13 protein-coding genes are annotated in these 15,469 nt (G+C 55.4%); 6 read left to right on the plus strand and 7 right to left on the minus strand.

Features of this window, described 5'->3' with window-relative positions; translation table 11 throughout:
- Positions 1-275: 275 nt before the first annotated feature.
- Complete coding sequence (locus ACQG2G_RS21215) at positions 276-1,865, minus strand: STY4199 family HEPN domain-containing protein (RefSeq protein ID WP_013099200.1); 1,590 nt, start codon at positions 1,863-1,865, stop codon at positions 276-278.
- A gap of 148 nt (positions 1,866-2,013) precedes the next feature.
- Between ACQG2G_RS21215 and ACQG2G_RS21220 the strand changes: the two genes are divergently transcribed.
- On the plus strand, positions 2,014-2,553 hold the full coding sequence (locus ACQG2G_RS21220) for a GNAT family N-acetyltransferase (RefSeq protein ID WP_248766674.1): 540 nt from the start codon (positions 2,014-2,016) through the stop codon (positions 2,551-2,553).
- A 71-nt stretch (positions 2,554-2,624) separates the two neighbouring features.
- Positions 2,625-2,951, plus strand: a complete 327-nt coding sequence (locus tag ACQG2G_RS21225; RefSeq protein WP_248766675.1) for a lysozyme — start codon at positions 2,625-2,627, stop codon at positions 2,949-2,951.
- Here the strand turns inward: ACQG2G_RS21225 and ACQG2G_RS21230 are convergent.
- Together ACQG2G_RS21230 and ACQG2G_RS21235 are read right to left on the minus strand one after the other, a co-directional pair.
- Positions 2,930-3,532, minus strand: coding sequence for a helix-turn-helix transcriptional regulator (locus ACQG2G_RS21230; protein WP_248766676.1), 603 nt, complete (start codon positions 3,530-3,532; stop codon positions 2,930-2,932). The two genes, ACQG2G_RS21225 and ACQG2G_RS21230, sit on opposite strands and share 22 nt — an antisense overlap.
- Before the next feature lie 173 nt (positions 3,533-3,705).
- A complete protein-coding gene (locus ACQG2G_RS21235) occupies positions 3,706-4,464 on the minus strand; it encodes an SDR family NAD(P)-dependent oxidoreductase (protein WP_348595956.1) in 759 nt (252 codons plus the stop codon).
- 119 nt (positions 4,465-4,583) lie between these two features.
- Between ACQG2G_RS21235 and ACQG2G_RS21240 the strand changes: the two genes are divergently transcribed.
- From ACQG2G_RS21240 to ACQG2G_RS21250, 3 genes are all read left to right on the plus strand, one after another.
- Positions 4,584-5,483 (plus strand): LysR family transcriptional regulator, encoded by a 900-nt coding sequence (locus tag ACQG2G_RS21240; RefSeq protein ID WP_230137042.1) that lies wholly within the window; start codon positions 4,584-4,586, stop codon positions 5,481-5,483.
- 50 nt (positions 5,484-5,533) lie between these two features.
- Positions 5,534-6,559 carry an inner membrane protein YhjD gene (yhjD, locus tag ACQG2G_RS21245; protein WP_013099206.1) on the plus strand — a complete coding sequence of 342 codons (1,026 nt, stop codon included), beginning with the start codon at positions 5,534-5,536 and terminating at the stop codon, positions 6,557-6,559.
- 263 nt (positions 6,560-6,822) lie between these two features.
- Positions 6,823-8,145, plus strand: coding sequence for an MFS transporter (locus ACQG2G_RS21250; protein ID WP_058650539.1), 1,323 nt, complete (start codon positions 6,823-6,825; stop codon positions 8,143-8,145).
- Between the two features lie 93 nt (positions 8,146-8,238).
- On the opposite strand, the gene ACQG2G_RS21255 is transcribed toward ACQG2G_RS21250, so the two are convergent.
- Both ACQG2G_RS21255 and pdeH read right to left on the minus strand, forming a co-directional pair.
- Positions 8,239-10,281 (minus strand): AsmA family protein, encoded by a 2,043-nt coding sequence (locus tag ACQG2G_RS21255; RefSeq protein ID WP_310816631.1) that lies wholly within the window; start codon positions 10,279-10,281, stop codon positions 8,239-8,241.
- A 66-nt stretch (positions 10,282-10,347) separates the two neighbouring features.
- Positions 10,348-11,121 (minus strand): cyclic-guanylate-specific phosphodiesterase, encoded by a 774-nt coding sequence (pdeH, locus tag ACQG2G_RS21260; protein WP_013099209.1) that lies wholly within the window; start codon positions 11,119-11,121, stop codon positions 10,348-10,350.
- A gap of 229 nt (positions 11,122-11,350) precedes the next feature.
- On the opposite strand from pdeH, the gene ACQG2G_RS21265 reads away from it, so the two are divergent.
- Positions 11,351-12,280: a sugar kinase gene (locus ACQG2G_RS21265; protein ID WP_013099211.1), complete on the plus strand. Its 930-nt coding sequence runs from the start codon at positions 11,351-11,353 to the stop codon at positions 12,278-12,280.
- A gap of 63 nt (positions 12,281-12,343) precedes the next feature.
- On the opposite strand, the gene ACQG2G_RS21270 is transcribed toward ACQG2G_RS21265, so the two are convergent.
- Together ACQG2G_RS21270 and ACQG2G_RS21275 are read right to left on the minus strand one after the other, a co-directional pair.
- Positions 12,344-13,837: a M16 family metallopeptidase gene (locus ACQG2G_RS21270; protein ID WP_013099212.1), complete on the minus strand. Its 1,494-nt coding sequence runs from the start codon at positions 13,835-13,837 to the stop codon at positions 12,344-12,346.
- A gap of 226 nt (positions 13,838-14,063) precedes the next feature.
- Positions 14,064-15,350, minus strand: a complete 1,287-nt coding sequence (locus ACQG2G_RS21275; protein WP_013099213.1) for a dicarboxylate/amino acid:cation symporter — start codon at positions 15,348-15,350, stop codon at positions 14,064-14,066.
- Between the last annotated feature and the right edge of the window lie 119 nt (positions 15,351-15,469).

Raw genomic sequence — 15,469 nt, forward strand, 5'->3', positions numbered from 1 at the left:
CCCTGGCGACCCGGGCTCCCGGCGGTAAATCGCCGCTTCGCGGTGCCTTCGGCTTATTCCTTCCGGCTTATCGGGGACGGGCGGATGTAACGTCCCTGTAAAGCCGCCCTCTCGGCGCATCCATGCGCCTCGCCCCGGCCTGCAGGAAACGCCTCAGCGATTTACAGCCGGACCAGGGCGTCGCTGTAAGTCCTTCATTTTCCTGAAGCAACATTCATCGCTTTCGGTAAAAAATTACTGGGGATTCCTCAGCCCACAGGGAGAGGGAGAAATGGTTAGCGGATCACCTCATAAATGGCAGACTGAATAGCCTGCCATTTTTTTGTGCTGGCATTCGGCTGTGACTCGGCGCGGCGCGTCGCCATATCCAAATCGTGCTGCTGGCGTTTCACCACGGCCGGGACGGTGCAAAACGCTTTAAGGTACTGTTTACGCAGGGATGTCAGCGATTCGCCATTCGCCATGGCATGGGTGAGCGTATTGATAAACCGGCGGCACGGCTTCTCTTCCACCATGTGCTGTCGGTAGCGCAACATCAGCTCCAGCACGTCGTCATGGTTGGATGACATCGCCTCTTCGGTCCATGACAGCTTCCAGTCCATTCCACCCTGCAAAAAGAGCTGCGCGATGCGGGTGTCGTTGCGGTTGATGGCCGAGCGGAAATTATTCTCGTCCCAGGTGATGCCCATGCGCGTCAACGTCTCACGCGAGGAGGGCGTTTCCCGCATCTCCTGCGGCGCAGGCGTTTCGGTGGCGGCCACCGCGGTCTCTGCTGGCGCGCTGCTGGTCACCAGCCAGAATCCTCCCACAACAATCGCAATGACCATCACGCCCACTGCGCCCCATAACACGCCGGAGATGAGCTGCTCGCGTTGTTCTGGCGTGCGCGGGGCGCGCTGGGTCGGTTTTTCGATGGTGTCACGTACTTCAAATAGATCCCCGCCGGTGACCCGATCCCTTTTCTGTGCTTTTTCCCAGAAAGCGTGCAGTTCGCTGGCATCCACCGCCATTATCCCGGCCGGGTTGACGCGGGTTCGCCCCTCTTCAAACGCACGCTGAACGGGCCGGGTGATTTGGGTGTAGTAGTTGTCGAGTAGCTGGATTTGCGCCGAGGTTAACGCTTTCTGAACGGTAAGGTTGTTGCGGATCTGGCGGATGTCATCAAGGAAGGTTTGCAGCGTTTTGCGCGGCTCCACCAGCAGCGTCAGCATGGACGGATCGCTGAACAGCGACGCGTAGTAGCGGCTGTACTCTTTTTTATCCACCAGCATCTGGGCCAGCTCGCTGAACATCATGCCGCTTAGCACATCGTTGATGTCGCCAAGCTTCAGCCAGCGCCGCACGCGGTCAGCGTTAAACAGGGTCTTCAGGTGGTTGTTCAGACGGACCTGATCGGGCCACGCCTGCTGGATAAGCCCTTTAATCATCAGTTCAATTGCACGCACCTGCTTGTGCGCCTGCTGCTGTTCAAGATCGCTGCCCGGCGCCAGCTCGGTACTGTAGGTGAGAAGAGGCTGTTGCAGACGAAGATGTTCCAGCGCGGTGACAAACCGCATCGCCGCAATAAGCTGATTTTCACTGACATCCTGCCCACTTTCATACTGCGGTACGCGCTGCTGCAACAGGCGCAGTTGCAGGGTAAATTCTGACATCTCGGCATCGTTCAGGTTGAGCTTTTTCGCCACGGCCCCCCATCCGCCCAGGCCTAAACGGGCGCTATCCAGCTGCTCCAGAAACCAGCGTGGATCTTTTCCCTCAGAAACATGTACATTCAGGAGAAGCAATATTTCCACAGAGGCCTGACGAATGACCGCCAGACAGTGTTCAAACTGTTCGCGGTTATGGTGTGATGTGCTGAGCGTCATTGTTTTCCTTAAAAGACCACGAAGACATCCAAAAGGGGCCCGGAACGGCCGTTTTTCTTTTTATTTATACGCGCTTAACCATACCTGACTTTCTGTTGAAATAAAGTGACAGTCCTAAAATCATTTATATTGTTTCAGGAGAATCTGAATGCCTCAGCTAACCACCTCGCGTCTTATCTGCTCGCCGTTACAGGAAGATGACTGGCCCTTTTTTCTGGCGCTACAGCAAGACCCGGATGTGATGCGCTTTGTCGCGCAGGATCGCACTGTGGCGGACATTCGTGAGGCCTTCGACTCCCGACTGACGCCATGGACGCCCGGCTGCATGCACTGGCTCTGCCTCGTGGCTCGCGATAACGCCAGCCAGACTCCGCTGGGGGTGACCGGCTACAAACACCACGAAGCGGATTGCGCCGAAGTCGGTTTCCTTTTCGCCCCCGCGGCCCAGGGAAAAGGCTACGGCTTTGAATCCCTGCAGGCACTCTGTGATTATGCCTTCCGCCAGGGGGGGATCCGCCGCCTCACCGCCACCGTCACGGCAGGGAATATCGCCTCCCGGCGTCTGCTGGAAAAAGCCCGCTTCCGGCTGGAGGGTGAGCTGCGTGAGAGCTATTACCTTGGCGGCCGCTGGCATAATGACTGGCTGTTCGGTTTATTACAGCGCGACTATCTGGAAAATATCAGCTGAGCAACGGCCATTTGGCGGATATGTCTCGTGCCGTATTTCCTCTACAGTAGTGTCTGAAAGAGGAAAATACCATGTTGAAGCTATCTTCTGCTGCCGTTGAATTAATTAAAAAACAGCAAGGGCTGTCTCTGGAAAAATACCGTGATGAGCACGGTATTGAGGTTATTGGATATGGTCACGTTATTCAGCAATGGGAGAAGTTCCATGGTCTAATTACCGTTGCTGAAGCAGAGCGCTTGTTAGATAACGATATTCAGATTTATGAGACGTTAATTCAGGAAAATATCGCCCAGCCATTAACGCAACACCAGCACGATGCGCTGGTGTTGTTAATGTTCAGTTTTAGTGACACACCGTGTCCGATAAACGCCATCGCTCAGGCGGTGAGCCGGGTATAGCACATTGCCGCCTGCGTGCGATTTTTTACATCCAGCCGCCGGAAAAGTGACTCCAGATGGGCCTTTACCGTTGCCGCACTGATATTGAGCGTGCGGCCAATCTCTTTATTCGACTCCCCGGCGGCCAGTAACTTGAGCACTTCACGCTGGCGCTCGCTTAAGGATAACAACGCCTGGTGTGACGCCTGCTGCGCAAGCCATTCGCCGGGAAAACAGACCATCCCCCGGGAGACCGAATCCAGCACTGCGGCAAACCGCTCGGGACTGGCATTACGGGGAATAATCGCCTTCACGTTGCGCTGAAACATCTGTTCAGCCCATCGGGTCTCTTTTTTCGTCAGCACCATCACGACACGTATCGCAGGGAAACGCGTGATAATGTCTTTCAGAAAGCTGATGCCCTCATTCTGAATTAATGCGCCGTCAATCATGACGATAGCGGATGGCGACGCGGACAACTGCGCCCATAATTCATCTGCCTGACGGGTTCCTGTCATATTTATTTCAGGAATTAACGTCTGAAAACTGTTTATCGCTCCATGAATAAATATCGACTGCCTGTCAAACATGATTACTCGCATCGTTTTTCTCCCTCTGAGAATAGCGAGGGAGGATTGTATAGAGGCGTTATTTGAGAAAAAACTCAATGAACGGAGAGGTTACAAATTCACCGCCGTTCTTTATATCTGCCCGTATCTGGACACATCTCTTTTAAGGATTATCTTAAGAGGTTCCGTCCCCTTAAGGAGGCGTATTACAGGAACATCCCTCCAGACACTTCAATACGTTGCGCATTCATCCAGCCCAGTTTGTCGCTGAGCAGCGCGGCGATGGCATCACCAATATCATCCGGCAGGCCAACACGCCCCAGCGCGGTTTGCGAAGCCAGCAACTGATTAAGCTGCGCGTCATCGCGTACGCGTCCGCCGCCAAAATCGGTTTCAATTGCCCCCGGCGCGATGATATTGACGGAGATCCCGCGTGCGCCCAGCTCTTTGGCCTGATAGCGGGTCAGTACTTCCATCGCCCCTTTCATGGCCGCATAGGTCGCGGAGCCTGGCTGTGTAAAACGCGCCAGCCCGCTGGAGACGTTGAGGATCCGTCCGCCATCTTTCAGCAACGGCAGCAGGCGCTGGGTCAGGAAAAACGGCCCTTTTAAATGTACATTCATTACCTCATCGAACTGTGCTTCTGTCGTCTCGGTATAGGGGGCGTATAAACCCGTTCCGGCATTGTTCAATAAATAATCAAAGGTATCACGCTGCCAGACGGTTAGGAGCGTTTCCTGCAACTGTTGAGCAAAATGTTCGAAACGGGTGATATCTCCGACGTTAAGCTGTAATGCCGCCGCGTTTACCCCTTTTCCCTGAATTTCTTGCACAACATCCAGCGCATCCTGCTGATTGTGATGATAAGTCAGGACAATACCTGTTCCCTCTGCTGCCAGCTTCAGGGCTGCGTTTTTACCCAAACCACGGCTACCACCGGTCACTAAAGCGATACGTTCAGTCATAAGAAACCTCATTTCGGTTGTCAGGGAGATTGAGAAAGAGCTTATTAGCTGATAGAAGATCAATAAAGATGTGAAAGAACGCTTCACTGTTTCATTTACAACAACAATGAGCGCTACCGATGGATAAAATTAACGCAATGCAGTTGTTTGTTCGGGTCGCGGAGCTGGAGAGTTTTTCCCGCGCAGCGGAGACGTTGACCCTGCCAAGAGGCAGCGTGTCGCGGCAGATTCAGGCGCTGGAAAACCGCCTGGGCACCCAGCTGCTGCACCGCACCACGCGCCGCGTCAGCCTCACGCAGGACGGCATGGTCTATTACGAACGGGCAAAAGATCTGCTGGCGAACCTTGATGAACTGGACGGTATGTTTCAGCACGATCCCTCCAGTATCAGCGGGCGGCTACGCGTCGATATGCCGGTGGGAGTTGCACGAAATTTAGTCATCCCCAAACTGCCTGCGTTTTTGCAGCAGTATCCGGGTATTGAACTGGAGCTCAGCAGCAGCGATCGTCTGGTGGATGTGATCCGCGAGGGGTTCGACTGCGTGGTGCGCGTCGGCACCCTGAAAGATTCCGGGCTTATCGCCCGCCCGCTGGGCAAGCTTACGGTTATCAACTGCGCCAGCCCGGATTATCTGACGCGGTTTGGTTATCCGGAAACGCTGGACGATTTGGCCTCACACGCGATAATCCATTACGCCGCGATGCTGGGCACGCGCCCGCAGGGCTTTGAGTTTTATAACGGCAGTGCGACCCAGTGGGTTAAAACGGGCGGCGTCTTAACGGTCAACAGTACCGAGACGTACCATGCCGCCTGCATCGCCGGGCTGGGTATTATCCAGGTTCCCCGCGTGGGCGTTCGTGATTCTCTGCGCACGAAAAAGCTGATTGAAGTGCTGCCGCAATACCGGGCTGAACCCATGCCGGTTTCCCTGATTTACCCCCACCGCCGTAACCTCTCCCGCCGGGTACACCTGTTTATGGAGTGGCTTACGGAAATCACAAAAGCTTACGTGGATTAGTCGCAAGCTATAATTCAATGACATCCAGCTCAACGAAAAGGAAAAAACGCGTGACGCCGGAAAATAACCCGCAACGACCGACTCAACAATTAGATTATGATCCCATCAAGAAGATGGAGACCGGGCCCGAAGAGCCCAGCACACCCGGCAAAGCCAGCAAAGCGCTGGGGACGGTCACTACGCTGGCAGAGAGAGTTCAGCAGATCCCCATGATTGCGCACCTGATACGCGCCGCGGAACGTTTCAACGACCGGATGGGGAATCAGTTTGGTGCAGCGATTACCTATTTTTCCTTTTTGTCGATGATCCCGATCCTGATGGTCTCGTTCGCGGCAGCCGGTTTTGTGCTCGCGTCTCACCCGACGCTGCTGCAGGATATTTTTAATAAGATCCTGAATAACGTCAGTGACCCGACCCTCGCCACCACGCTAAAAAGCACCATCAATACTGCCGTGCAGCAGCGCACCACGGTGGGTATTGTCGGTTTGCTGATTGCGCTCTATTCCGGTGTGAACTGGATGGGTAACCTGCGCGAGGCCATTCGCGCCCAGTCGCGCGAAGTATGGGAGCGTAAGCCTCAGGATCAGGAGAAAATTTGGGTTAAGTATTTCCGCGATTTTGTTTCGCTGATTGGTCTGCTGGTGGCGCTGGTCGTCACGCTCTCCATCACCTCGGTTGCCGGTTCCGCGCAGCAGATGATTATCTCCGCGCTCTATCTGGATTACATCGACTGGCTCAAGCCTGCGTGGCGCGGCATCGGGCTGGCGATTTCCATTTTCGCCAACTACCTGCTGTTCTTCTGGATCTTCTGGCGCTTGCCGCGTCATCGTCCGCGCAAAAAAGCGCTGATCCGCGGAACACTGCTCGCGGCAATAGGCTTTGAGGTGATTAAGATCGTGATGACTTATACCCTGCCGTCACTGGTGAAATCCCCTTCTGGCGCCGCGTTTGGCTCCGTTCTGGGGCTGATGGCGTTCTTCTACTTCTTCGCCCGCCTGACGCTGTTCTGCGCGGCGTGGATTGCCACCGCCGAATACAAAGGCGACACGCGCATGCCGGGGAAAACGCACCGCTAATTCCCCCTTTCGGGCTGAAAGTTTCAGCCCGATTTATCATTTCAGCATATATATCCAGTCCGTAACTTTTATTTAACTGAAAACTAGTTATATCCACTAATATTTAAAATCTGTGAAGCATTTCATGGAAGTGTTTTGGCTGGCCTGAACATTATCCGCTTTTTGTTGCTTTTATCACCGGTTCGCGGCTTTGTTACAGATTGAAATGTCGCTTTTGCTGTGCGTAATATGGCCTTTCGTCCGACATAAAATAAGAAAATATTATGCAAGCAACCGCCACAACACTCGATTCCGGGAGCGAAAACGTTCCGGTCAACTCACGCAATAAAGTTGTCGTCGCCTCGCTGATTGGCACCGCCATCGAGTTCTTCGACTTTTACATTTATGCCACCGCAGCGGTCATCGTCTTCCCGCATATTTTCTTCCCGCAGGGCGACCCGACGGCGGCCACGCTACAGTCTCTGGCAACCTTTGCTATCGCCTTCGTCGCGCGTCCGATTGGCTCTGCGCTGTTTGGTCATTTTGGCGATCGCATCGGGCGTAAAGTGACGCTTGTGGCCTCGTTGCTGACGATGGGTATTTCTACCGTCGCCATCGGCCTGCTGCCCACCTACGAGACCATTGGCATTCTGGCACCGGTGCTGCTGGCGCTGGCGCGTTTTGGTCAGGGTCTGGGTCTGGGCGGTGAATGGGGGGGCGCGGCACTGCTGGCGACCGAGAACGCCCCGGCGCGTAAACGGGCGCTGTATGGCTCCTTCCCGCAGCTTGGCGCACCGATTGGCTTCTTCTTTGCGAACGGCACCTTCCTGCTGCTCTCCTGGTTGCTGACCGATGAACAGTTCATGAGCTGGGGCTGGCGTATTCCGTTCGTCTTCTCGGCCGTGCTGGTGCTGATTGGTCTGTATGTTCGCGTTTCTCTGCACGAAACGCCGGTGTTCGCGAAAGTGGCGGCGGCAAAAAAACAGGTAAAAGTGCCGCTGGGCACGCTGCTGACCAAACATGTCCGCGTGACCGTGCTGGGCACCTTTATCATGCTGGCTACCTATACGCTGTTCTATATCATGACCGTCTACTCCATGACGTTCAGCACCGCTGCCGCGCCGGTTGGGCTGGGTCTGCCGCGTAACGAAGTGCTGTGGATGCTGATGATGGCGGTGATTGGGTTTGGTGTCATGGTGCCGATTGCCGGCCTGCTGGCGGATAAATTTGGCCGTCGCTCCAGCATGATCACCATCACGACGCTTATCATTCTGTTCGCCCTGTTTATCTTCCCGCCGCTGTTAGGCTCGGGCAGCCCGGCGCTGGTGATGGCGTATCTGCTGATTGGTCTGAGCCTGATGGGATTAACCTTCGGCCCGATGGGCGCGCTGCTGCCGGAGCTGTTCCCGACGGAAGTGCGTTATACCGGCGCGTCGTTCTCCTATAACGTCTCGTCTATTCTGGGAGCGTCCGTTGCGCCGTACATCGCCACCTGGCTGCAGGCAAATTATGGCCTGTTCTACGTGGGCGTGTATCTGGCGGCCATGGCGGCACTGACGCTGATTGCGCTGCTGCTGACGCACGAGACTAAGCATCAGGCGCTTTAAGCTAATGCCGGGTGGCGCTGCGCTTACCCGGCCTACATTTGAATCGTAGGCCGGGTAAGGCGTAGCCGCCACCCGGCAACAACAGACCGCACCTTACCTCTTCATCTGCGACAAAATCGTCCGGCACTGATTGGCTTCCCCTTCTGATGGCGAAATCAACGCCAGCAGCGCCGCGGCTGGCGTGACCAGCGTTGCGAGCGCTGCCGCCACCGCACCGCGTGCAATCAGCGGCCCGGGTTTAACCCCCGCCTGCGGATTTTTGAAAGTGCCGCGCACGTAGAGCGGCGAGCGCAGGGTGATGATACGGATCCCTTTGCTTTCCGGGTCGATGGTTAAATCAAGCTGCTCAGAGGCCATGCTGGCGGTCCCGGTCACGTTGATTACCGCGTTTTCCGTGTCGAAGGCAAAAATCTGCGGCCGCGCCACACCGTTAACCAGATCCAGATTCGCCGCCGCGCAGTTCACCCGCACCTCATCATCACCAAAGATCTGCCCGATGATGTAGTTCCCGACGTTCAGCCCCAGGATTTCCATCAGGTTGCGGCTCACCAGCCCGTCGTTCATCAGTAGCTTGAGGTTGCCGTTACTGCTCCCGAGCAGCGCCGCCACGGAGTTCCCCACCCCGCGAATGTCCGCGTCACCGTTCATTTCACCGAGGGTCTTCTGCATCAGCTCCACGTTGGGCATAAGCTCTTTCAGCTTAAGCCTGCGCGCCTGTATATCAGCCCGACCCTGCATCGGCTTTTTATCGCCTTCCAGATGAATGTTAGAGGAGATGGTTCCGCCCGCCATGCCAAACTTCAGCGGCTGCAGACGCAGGTCGGCATTTTTAAGCAGAATATGGGTTGAGAGGTTGCTGATCGGCAGCGTGCTGCCGTGCTCGATTTTTCGCCCTTTGAAGCGCACATCCGCATCCATTACATCCCACTTGTCGGTTTCAAAGCGATCGTAGGGCAGCACTTTCCCCGCGGGCTGAAGGTCTTTTTTGACCTCTTTCGACTTCGTGCCTTTGCCGGAATCAACGCCGATCAGAGGGCCCAAATCGGCAAGCCTCAGCTGGCGGGACTCCACATCCCCTTCCAGTTTCGGACGCGGTTTGCCGGTGGTGTAGGTCAACGTACCGTGGATATCGCTGTCGCCGATACGGCCGTTGAAATCCCGATAGTCAAAGACAGACGATTTTTCCGTATCGATTTTGGCCACCAGATGCCCGTCCGTCTCAAACGGCGGCGTATCCGGCAGCAGCACGCCGGTGAGTTCGTAGAGCTCCCCCAGCGAATCTCCGGCGAATTTCAGCCGCAGATCGACCCCGCCCATGTTCATGGGATCGTTGACCGTGCCGGTAAAGGCGACTCGCGTGTTGCCGGAACGGAAGTCTGCCTGCACCGGGAACGGGGTGCCTGCGCTTCGCAGCGCCAGCATGCCGCCAATTTTACCGGTGCCGGTCAGTGGCTGTCCGTTGTAGCGCCCGGTGGCCCGCAGGCCGAAAACGTAATCGCCCGCGCTGGCGTTATCCCCTTTCGCTTTGGTGCCGGTCACTTCACTGAACGGCAGCGGCTTACCCAGCGGATCGACCAGGATCTCCACGTCGGCCTTGCTGACTTTATCGTCGATGGCGATCCGCCCGCGATCGAACAGAATGTTATCGAGACGGAATGACCACGAAGAGGGCTGGGCATTGGGATCTTTCTCGCCGCTACTGGCGAGGTTAAAGGTCCAGTTATTGTTTTTTTCCGAGAGACGGATCAGACGTGCATCGGGCTGCTGAAGCTTGATCCACGGCAGGTAGACGGTTTTTGTCAGAAGCGCTAACGGCGCCAGCGTGGCTTCAACCCGCGGAAGATGCACCATGGTGACGGCAGGAATATCCGGCGGATTGCCCAGAACGATGTCGTCGGCGTGAACGTGCGGCCAGGGGATCCAGCTTCGCCAGCCGGTCTCTTCTTTCTGACGTTCCCAGACCACGCCCAAATCACCGCGTATCGCGAAGGGGCGGTTCAGTTCAGTTGAGACTTTCTGGTTGATGGTCGGCTTAAGACGGTTCCAGTCGAATGTCGCAATAATGATGATAGCGACCACGATCAACAACAAGAAAATCCCTGCTGTCCAGGAGATTACCCTGGTTGTTTTAGTCATTTTGATCCCCTTTTCCTGATGACCTGTCCTGTAAAACTATAGTCCAGACAAAGGGAAACGGGCGGTTCAGAGGTTGGTTATCACACCGTCGAGGGTATCCATGGGCACCGGACGTGAGAGGTAATAGCCTTGCGCGGCGGCGGCGGGTGAGTTTTGCACATCGCGCCACTCTTCCAGCGTTTCCACACCTTCCACAATGACGCCTTTGCAATAGCGGTTCATCAGCTGTAATAACAGCGTAAACAGATTCCGCCCTTCCGGGGTCTGGCGCAGCATAATGAACAGATCGCGGGCCACTTTGATGTAGTCGTAACGCACTTCGCTGAGGGCGGAGAAGTTCGCCATGCCGGTGCCAAAGTCATCCAGCCACAGGGGGCCAAATTCACACATCGAGGCAAAAGAGGATTCCTGCGGCAGGCGGACATGCTCCACCAGTTCAAAGCGCATCCACGGCAGGGTGGCGATAAGCTCCTGCAACTTCGCGTTCTGGCGCAGCGCCAGCAGGGTTGGGCCATCCACGTTGACCGAGGCCAGAATATCGTGCTGTTCGAAAAAGGCCTTTTTCGTTTCCAGCATGCGCAACTGCTCTTCCAGCACGTCCAGGCGCTGGCGCACGGCGACTTCGGCAAAATAGCGGTCCGGCGCGATACGCTGTGAAGGGTTAGAGGGGTGTGTAACGACCGTCAATATTTCAATCGCCATCAGTCGACCGTCGGTACGATAGATCGGCTGGTAGGTATACACACGCTCACATTGCAGCCAGTAGCGATGCTCCTGCAAGTTCTCAATACTTGCCTCAGGCGTAGTGCTCAGCCGCTGGATAACCTGCTCTGACTTCATTTCAGATGTCCTGTTGTTGGGATGGCCTTTCTGGACTCGTCACTGGGTTATCGGCGCGATAATTGAGAACTTTATGTTCAATTCACCGGGAAAATGAAATTAAGATGACAGAAATGAACAGGAACACGCGCTGGTTCAAAAAAAATAATGGAACGATGTTTTAATATAGTTGACCTGATAATTCACACAGCGCACACTGCTTTTAAATACTCTGTTCAGGTTCATGATTATGTCCAAAAAAATTGCCGTTATTGGCGAATGCATGATTGAGCTGTCACAAAAAGGCGCGGACGTTAGCCGCGGTTTTGGTGGCGATACCTTAAACACCTCCGTGTATATTGCCCGTCAGGTGCCGCCGGAGGCCCTCACCGTGAACTACGTCACCGCACTGGGTACGGACAGTTTCAGCCAGCAAATGCTGGACGCCTGGCAGAGCGAACACATTGATACCTCGCTGATTCAGCGCATGGAAAACCGCCTGCCGGGTTTGTATTACATTGAAACCGATGATACCGGCGAGCGCACCTTCTACTACTGGCGAAACGAAGCTGCGGCCAAATACTGGCTGGAAAGCGACGACGCAGCCGCCATTTGCGAAACGCTGGCGACGTTTGATTATCTCTATCTGAGCGGGATTAGCCTCGCCATCTTAAGCCCGACCAGCCGTGAAAAGCTGCTATCGCTGCTGCGCGAATGCCGCGCCAATGGCGGGAAGGTCATTTTTGATAACAACTACCGTCCGCGCCTGTGGGCCAGTCGTGAAGAGACGCAGCAGGTTTACCAGCAGATGCTGCAGTGCACCGACATCGCGTTCCTGACGCTCGACGACGAAGATGCCCTGTGGGGCGAGAAACCTGTTGATGAGGTTATTGCGCGCACCCAGGCTGCTGGCGTGAGCGAAGTGGTGATTAAGCGCGGCGCGGCATCGTGCCTGGTGGCCGTAGCAGGTGAGGCGGTGATTGACGTCCCGGCGGTGAAACTGGCGAAGGACAAAGTGGTGGATACTACAGCAGCGGGTGATTCCTTCAGCGCGGGCTATCTGGCGGTGCGCCTGACGGGCGGCACGCCTGAAGCGGCTGCACAGCGCGGGCACCTGACGGCCAGCACGGTGATCCAGTATCGCGGGGCGATTATTCCGCGTGAGGCGATGCCTGCTTAAATAAGGTGCGGGCTGATGCCCTCACCCTGACCCTCTCCCACCGGGAGAGGGAATTTTTTTGGATTACTGCCCCTGTGGAATATCCGTCGCGTCCTGATGCAGATCATCAGACGTTGCCGCCTGTGTAGGTTGCGGCGCGGCGGTCATGATTGAATCCCATGTCGCCTGCAGCTCCTTCATGTTGTATTCCGGCTCGCCTTTCGGCTGCAGAAGGACTAATCCCATATCCTGCGACAGCTGCTGACGTAAATCCTGATTTAACATATCGACGGTCAGCCCATTCAGGAAGTCCTGACGGAGCTTCTGGTACTGTTCCGGTGCGATGTCCACCACCTGATTCTGCAAGGAGCGAATACGCTGGCTGATCAGGATATCCGTATCGGCGCGGGCATAGGTGGCAAACAGCTTCTGCAGTTCCAGCTTTTTCTGCGCGACCAGCGCGTTGAACTCTTCTTCAGACAGGCCCTCTTTGCGCACTTTTGCCAGCTCTTTCGCCACCACGCCCAGATTGGCATTCAGCTTATCGCCAGGCGATTCGATATTAATGGCGCACTGGGCGCGCTGGAACAGCACCCGGCAGTCGAAGCCCAGCGCAATGTTCTTCACGCTGTTTTTACTGAGGCTCTGCTGAACGTGCCAGAACAACGCCTCACGCGTCAGATCCGCACGCCAGTAGCGCAGCAGCGCGGCGGATTCGCGGATAGGCTGCCAGGCGGTATCCCACATCATGGAGAGCCGGTCCTGACGCACGGCATCAGTGGAAATGCTGACTGGCTCCGTCCGCAGCGGGGAGAGCGTCGGGACAGGAGCAGGCGTTTCACGCTTGCCTTTCAGCTCGCCAAAAGCTTTGTTGATCTGCTCTACCACCGCGCGGCTATCCACATTCCCGACCACGATCAGCGTCATCGCATCCGGGGTGTACCATTTCTGATAGAACGATTTTACCTGTTCGGCATCGACCGGCTGTTTCAGCGGCTCTGCCGGATCGTGCCCAAGCAGCGCTGAGCCTTTCAGGCGATAACGCCACCAGCCCTCTTTGGTATCCGCAGGCCAGGTCGCCACCATATCGCTGTTGCTCAGCGCATAGTTAACGGTTTCCGGCGTGATCGCCAGATTGCCAGTGGCATCGGAGAGATACGTAAGAGCTTCTTTGAGCAGATCGTTACGGTTATTCGGCAGGCTCAGGTTAAACATGGTGTAGTCATACGAGACGACAGCCGGCGGCAATGGGCGCTTCGGGTCAATGCCCTGCTGCCAGAGCGAACGCACCTGAACAGCCTGTAAACTGCCGCTCTGGGTGAGCGCCAGTCGGGGAATAAAATGGCTAAAGCCGGTCTGCTGGGTGCTTTCGGTGAGGGAGCCGGTATTCACAGACAGACGGATCTCAATACGATCGCTGGGACGCTGCGGCGTGGCTAACACCTGCCACTGAAAACCATTCGCCAGGGTCCCTTGTTGCCATGCCGGGTCTGGCTGGAGCGCATCTGCCTGCACATAACTGGCTGCTGCCATCATCAGCAAACCGCCGGTTAAGAGTCGAATTTTTGTGCCCTGCATGTGAACCCCTGATCAACATTCCTGGTTAAAAAGAGTGTCTCGCGACGCGCTTCACTCTAAAAGATGACGATGAAAACACGTCGATTAGACCGCGCGTTCGGCAAAACGTCACGGTGAGAAGTGCAATATACCCAAAAAAAATCTTGTCGAATTATGACAGGTACGAACAGTCATTATGCGCAGGAGCCCGCATTCCGACAAGGGAATGCGGGAATTTAGCGGAAAATCAGGAGGATAAACCCGGGTTTTTGCTATCAGAAGAGCGATTATTCAGCGTATCGTCGAGCTTTTTGTGATCCAGCTCTTTAACCCATTTTGCCACCACAACCGTAGCCACGCCGTTACCCACCAGGTTGGTTAACGCACGCGCTTCAGACATAAAGCGGTCAATACCGAGAATCAACGCCAGACCGGCCACCGGCAGATGTCCCACAGCGGAAATGGTCGCCGCCAGCACGATAAAGCCACTGCCCGTTACGCCCGCAGCCCCTTTCGACGAGAGCAGCAGCACCACCAGCAGGGTGATCTGATGGAAGATATCCATATGGCTGTTGGTTGCCTGTGCAATAAACACTGCCGCCATGGTCAGGTATATCGAGGTACCGTCGAGGTTAAAGGAGTACCCTGTCGGGATCACCAGCCCCACCACCGATTTACGACAACCCAGCTTCTCCATCTTATCGAGCATGCGCGGCAGCGCCGACTCAGAGGAGGAGGTTCCCAGCACAATCAGCAGCTCTTCGCGGATATAGCGGATAAATTTGAAGATGCTGAAACCAGCCGCGCGGGCAATCGAACCCAGCACCACCACCACAAACAGAATACAGGTGATATAGAAGCAGATAATCAGCTGGCCGAGCTGTACCAGCGTGCCGACGCCGTATTTACCGATGGTGAACGCCATTGCCCCGAAGGCACCAATCGGCGCCAGGCGCATGATCATATTGATGATGCCAAAGATGACCTGCGAGAAGCTTTCAATGACGTTAAAGATCAGCTGGCCTTTGCTGCCCAGACGATGCAGGGCAAAACCAAACATGACGGCGAACAGCAGCACCTGCAGAATGTTTCCGCTGGCAAACGCCCCGATCACACTGCCGGGAATGACGTCCAGCAGGAAGGCGACCACGCCCTGATCTTTCGCCTGCTCAGCGTAAACCGCCACCGCTTTGGCATCCAGCGTCGACGGGTCGACGTTCATGCCAGCGCCAGGCTGCACCACGTTAACAATGATCAGACCGATAATCAGTGCCAGGGTGCTGACCACTTCGAAATAAAGCAGCGCCACTGCACCGGTACGCCCTACCGCCTTCATGCTTTCCATGCCAGCGATACCGGTCACCACCGTACAGAAGATCACCGGGGCGATGACCATTTTAATGAGCTTAACGAACGCGTCGCCAAGCGGTTTCATTTGCGCACCCAGTTCCGGGTAGTAGTGACCCAGTAAAATACCGATTGCGATGGCTGTCAGGACCTGGAAATAAAGACTTTTGAAGAGTGAGGTTTTCATAGAATGTCCTTGGGAAGAAAAACCACAGGCTTTGTAAGGTTATGGTTAACCTGCGGCTCTAAAATAACACCCGCATAACAGGACAGAAATAAACTCAGTTCAAATTTGAAACACAAATG

Origin of the sequence: Enterobacter cloacae complex sp. 382A5 (genome assembly GCF_050031095.1) — a bacterium.
In the GTDB taxonomy this organism is placed as follows: domain Bacteria; phylum Pseudomonadota; class Gammaproteobacteria; order Enterobacterales; family Enterobacteriaceae; genus Enterobacter; species Enterobacter cloacae.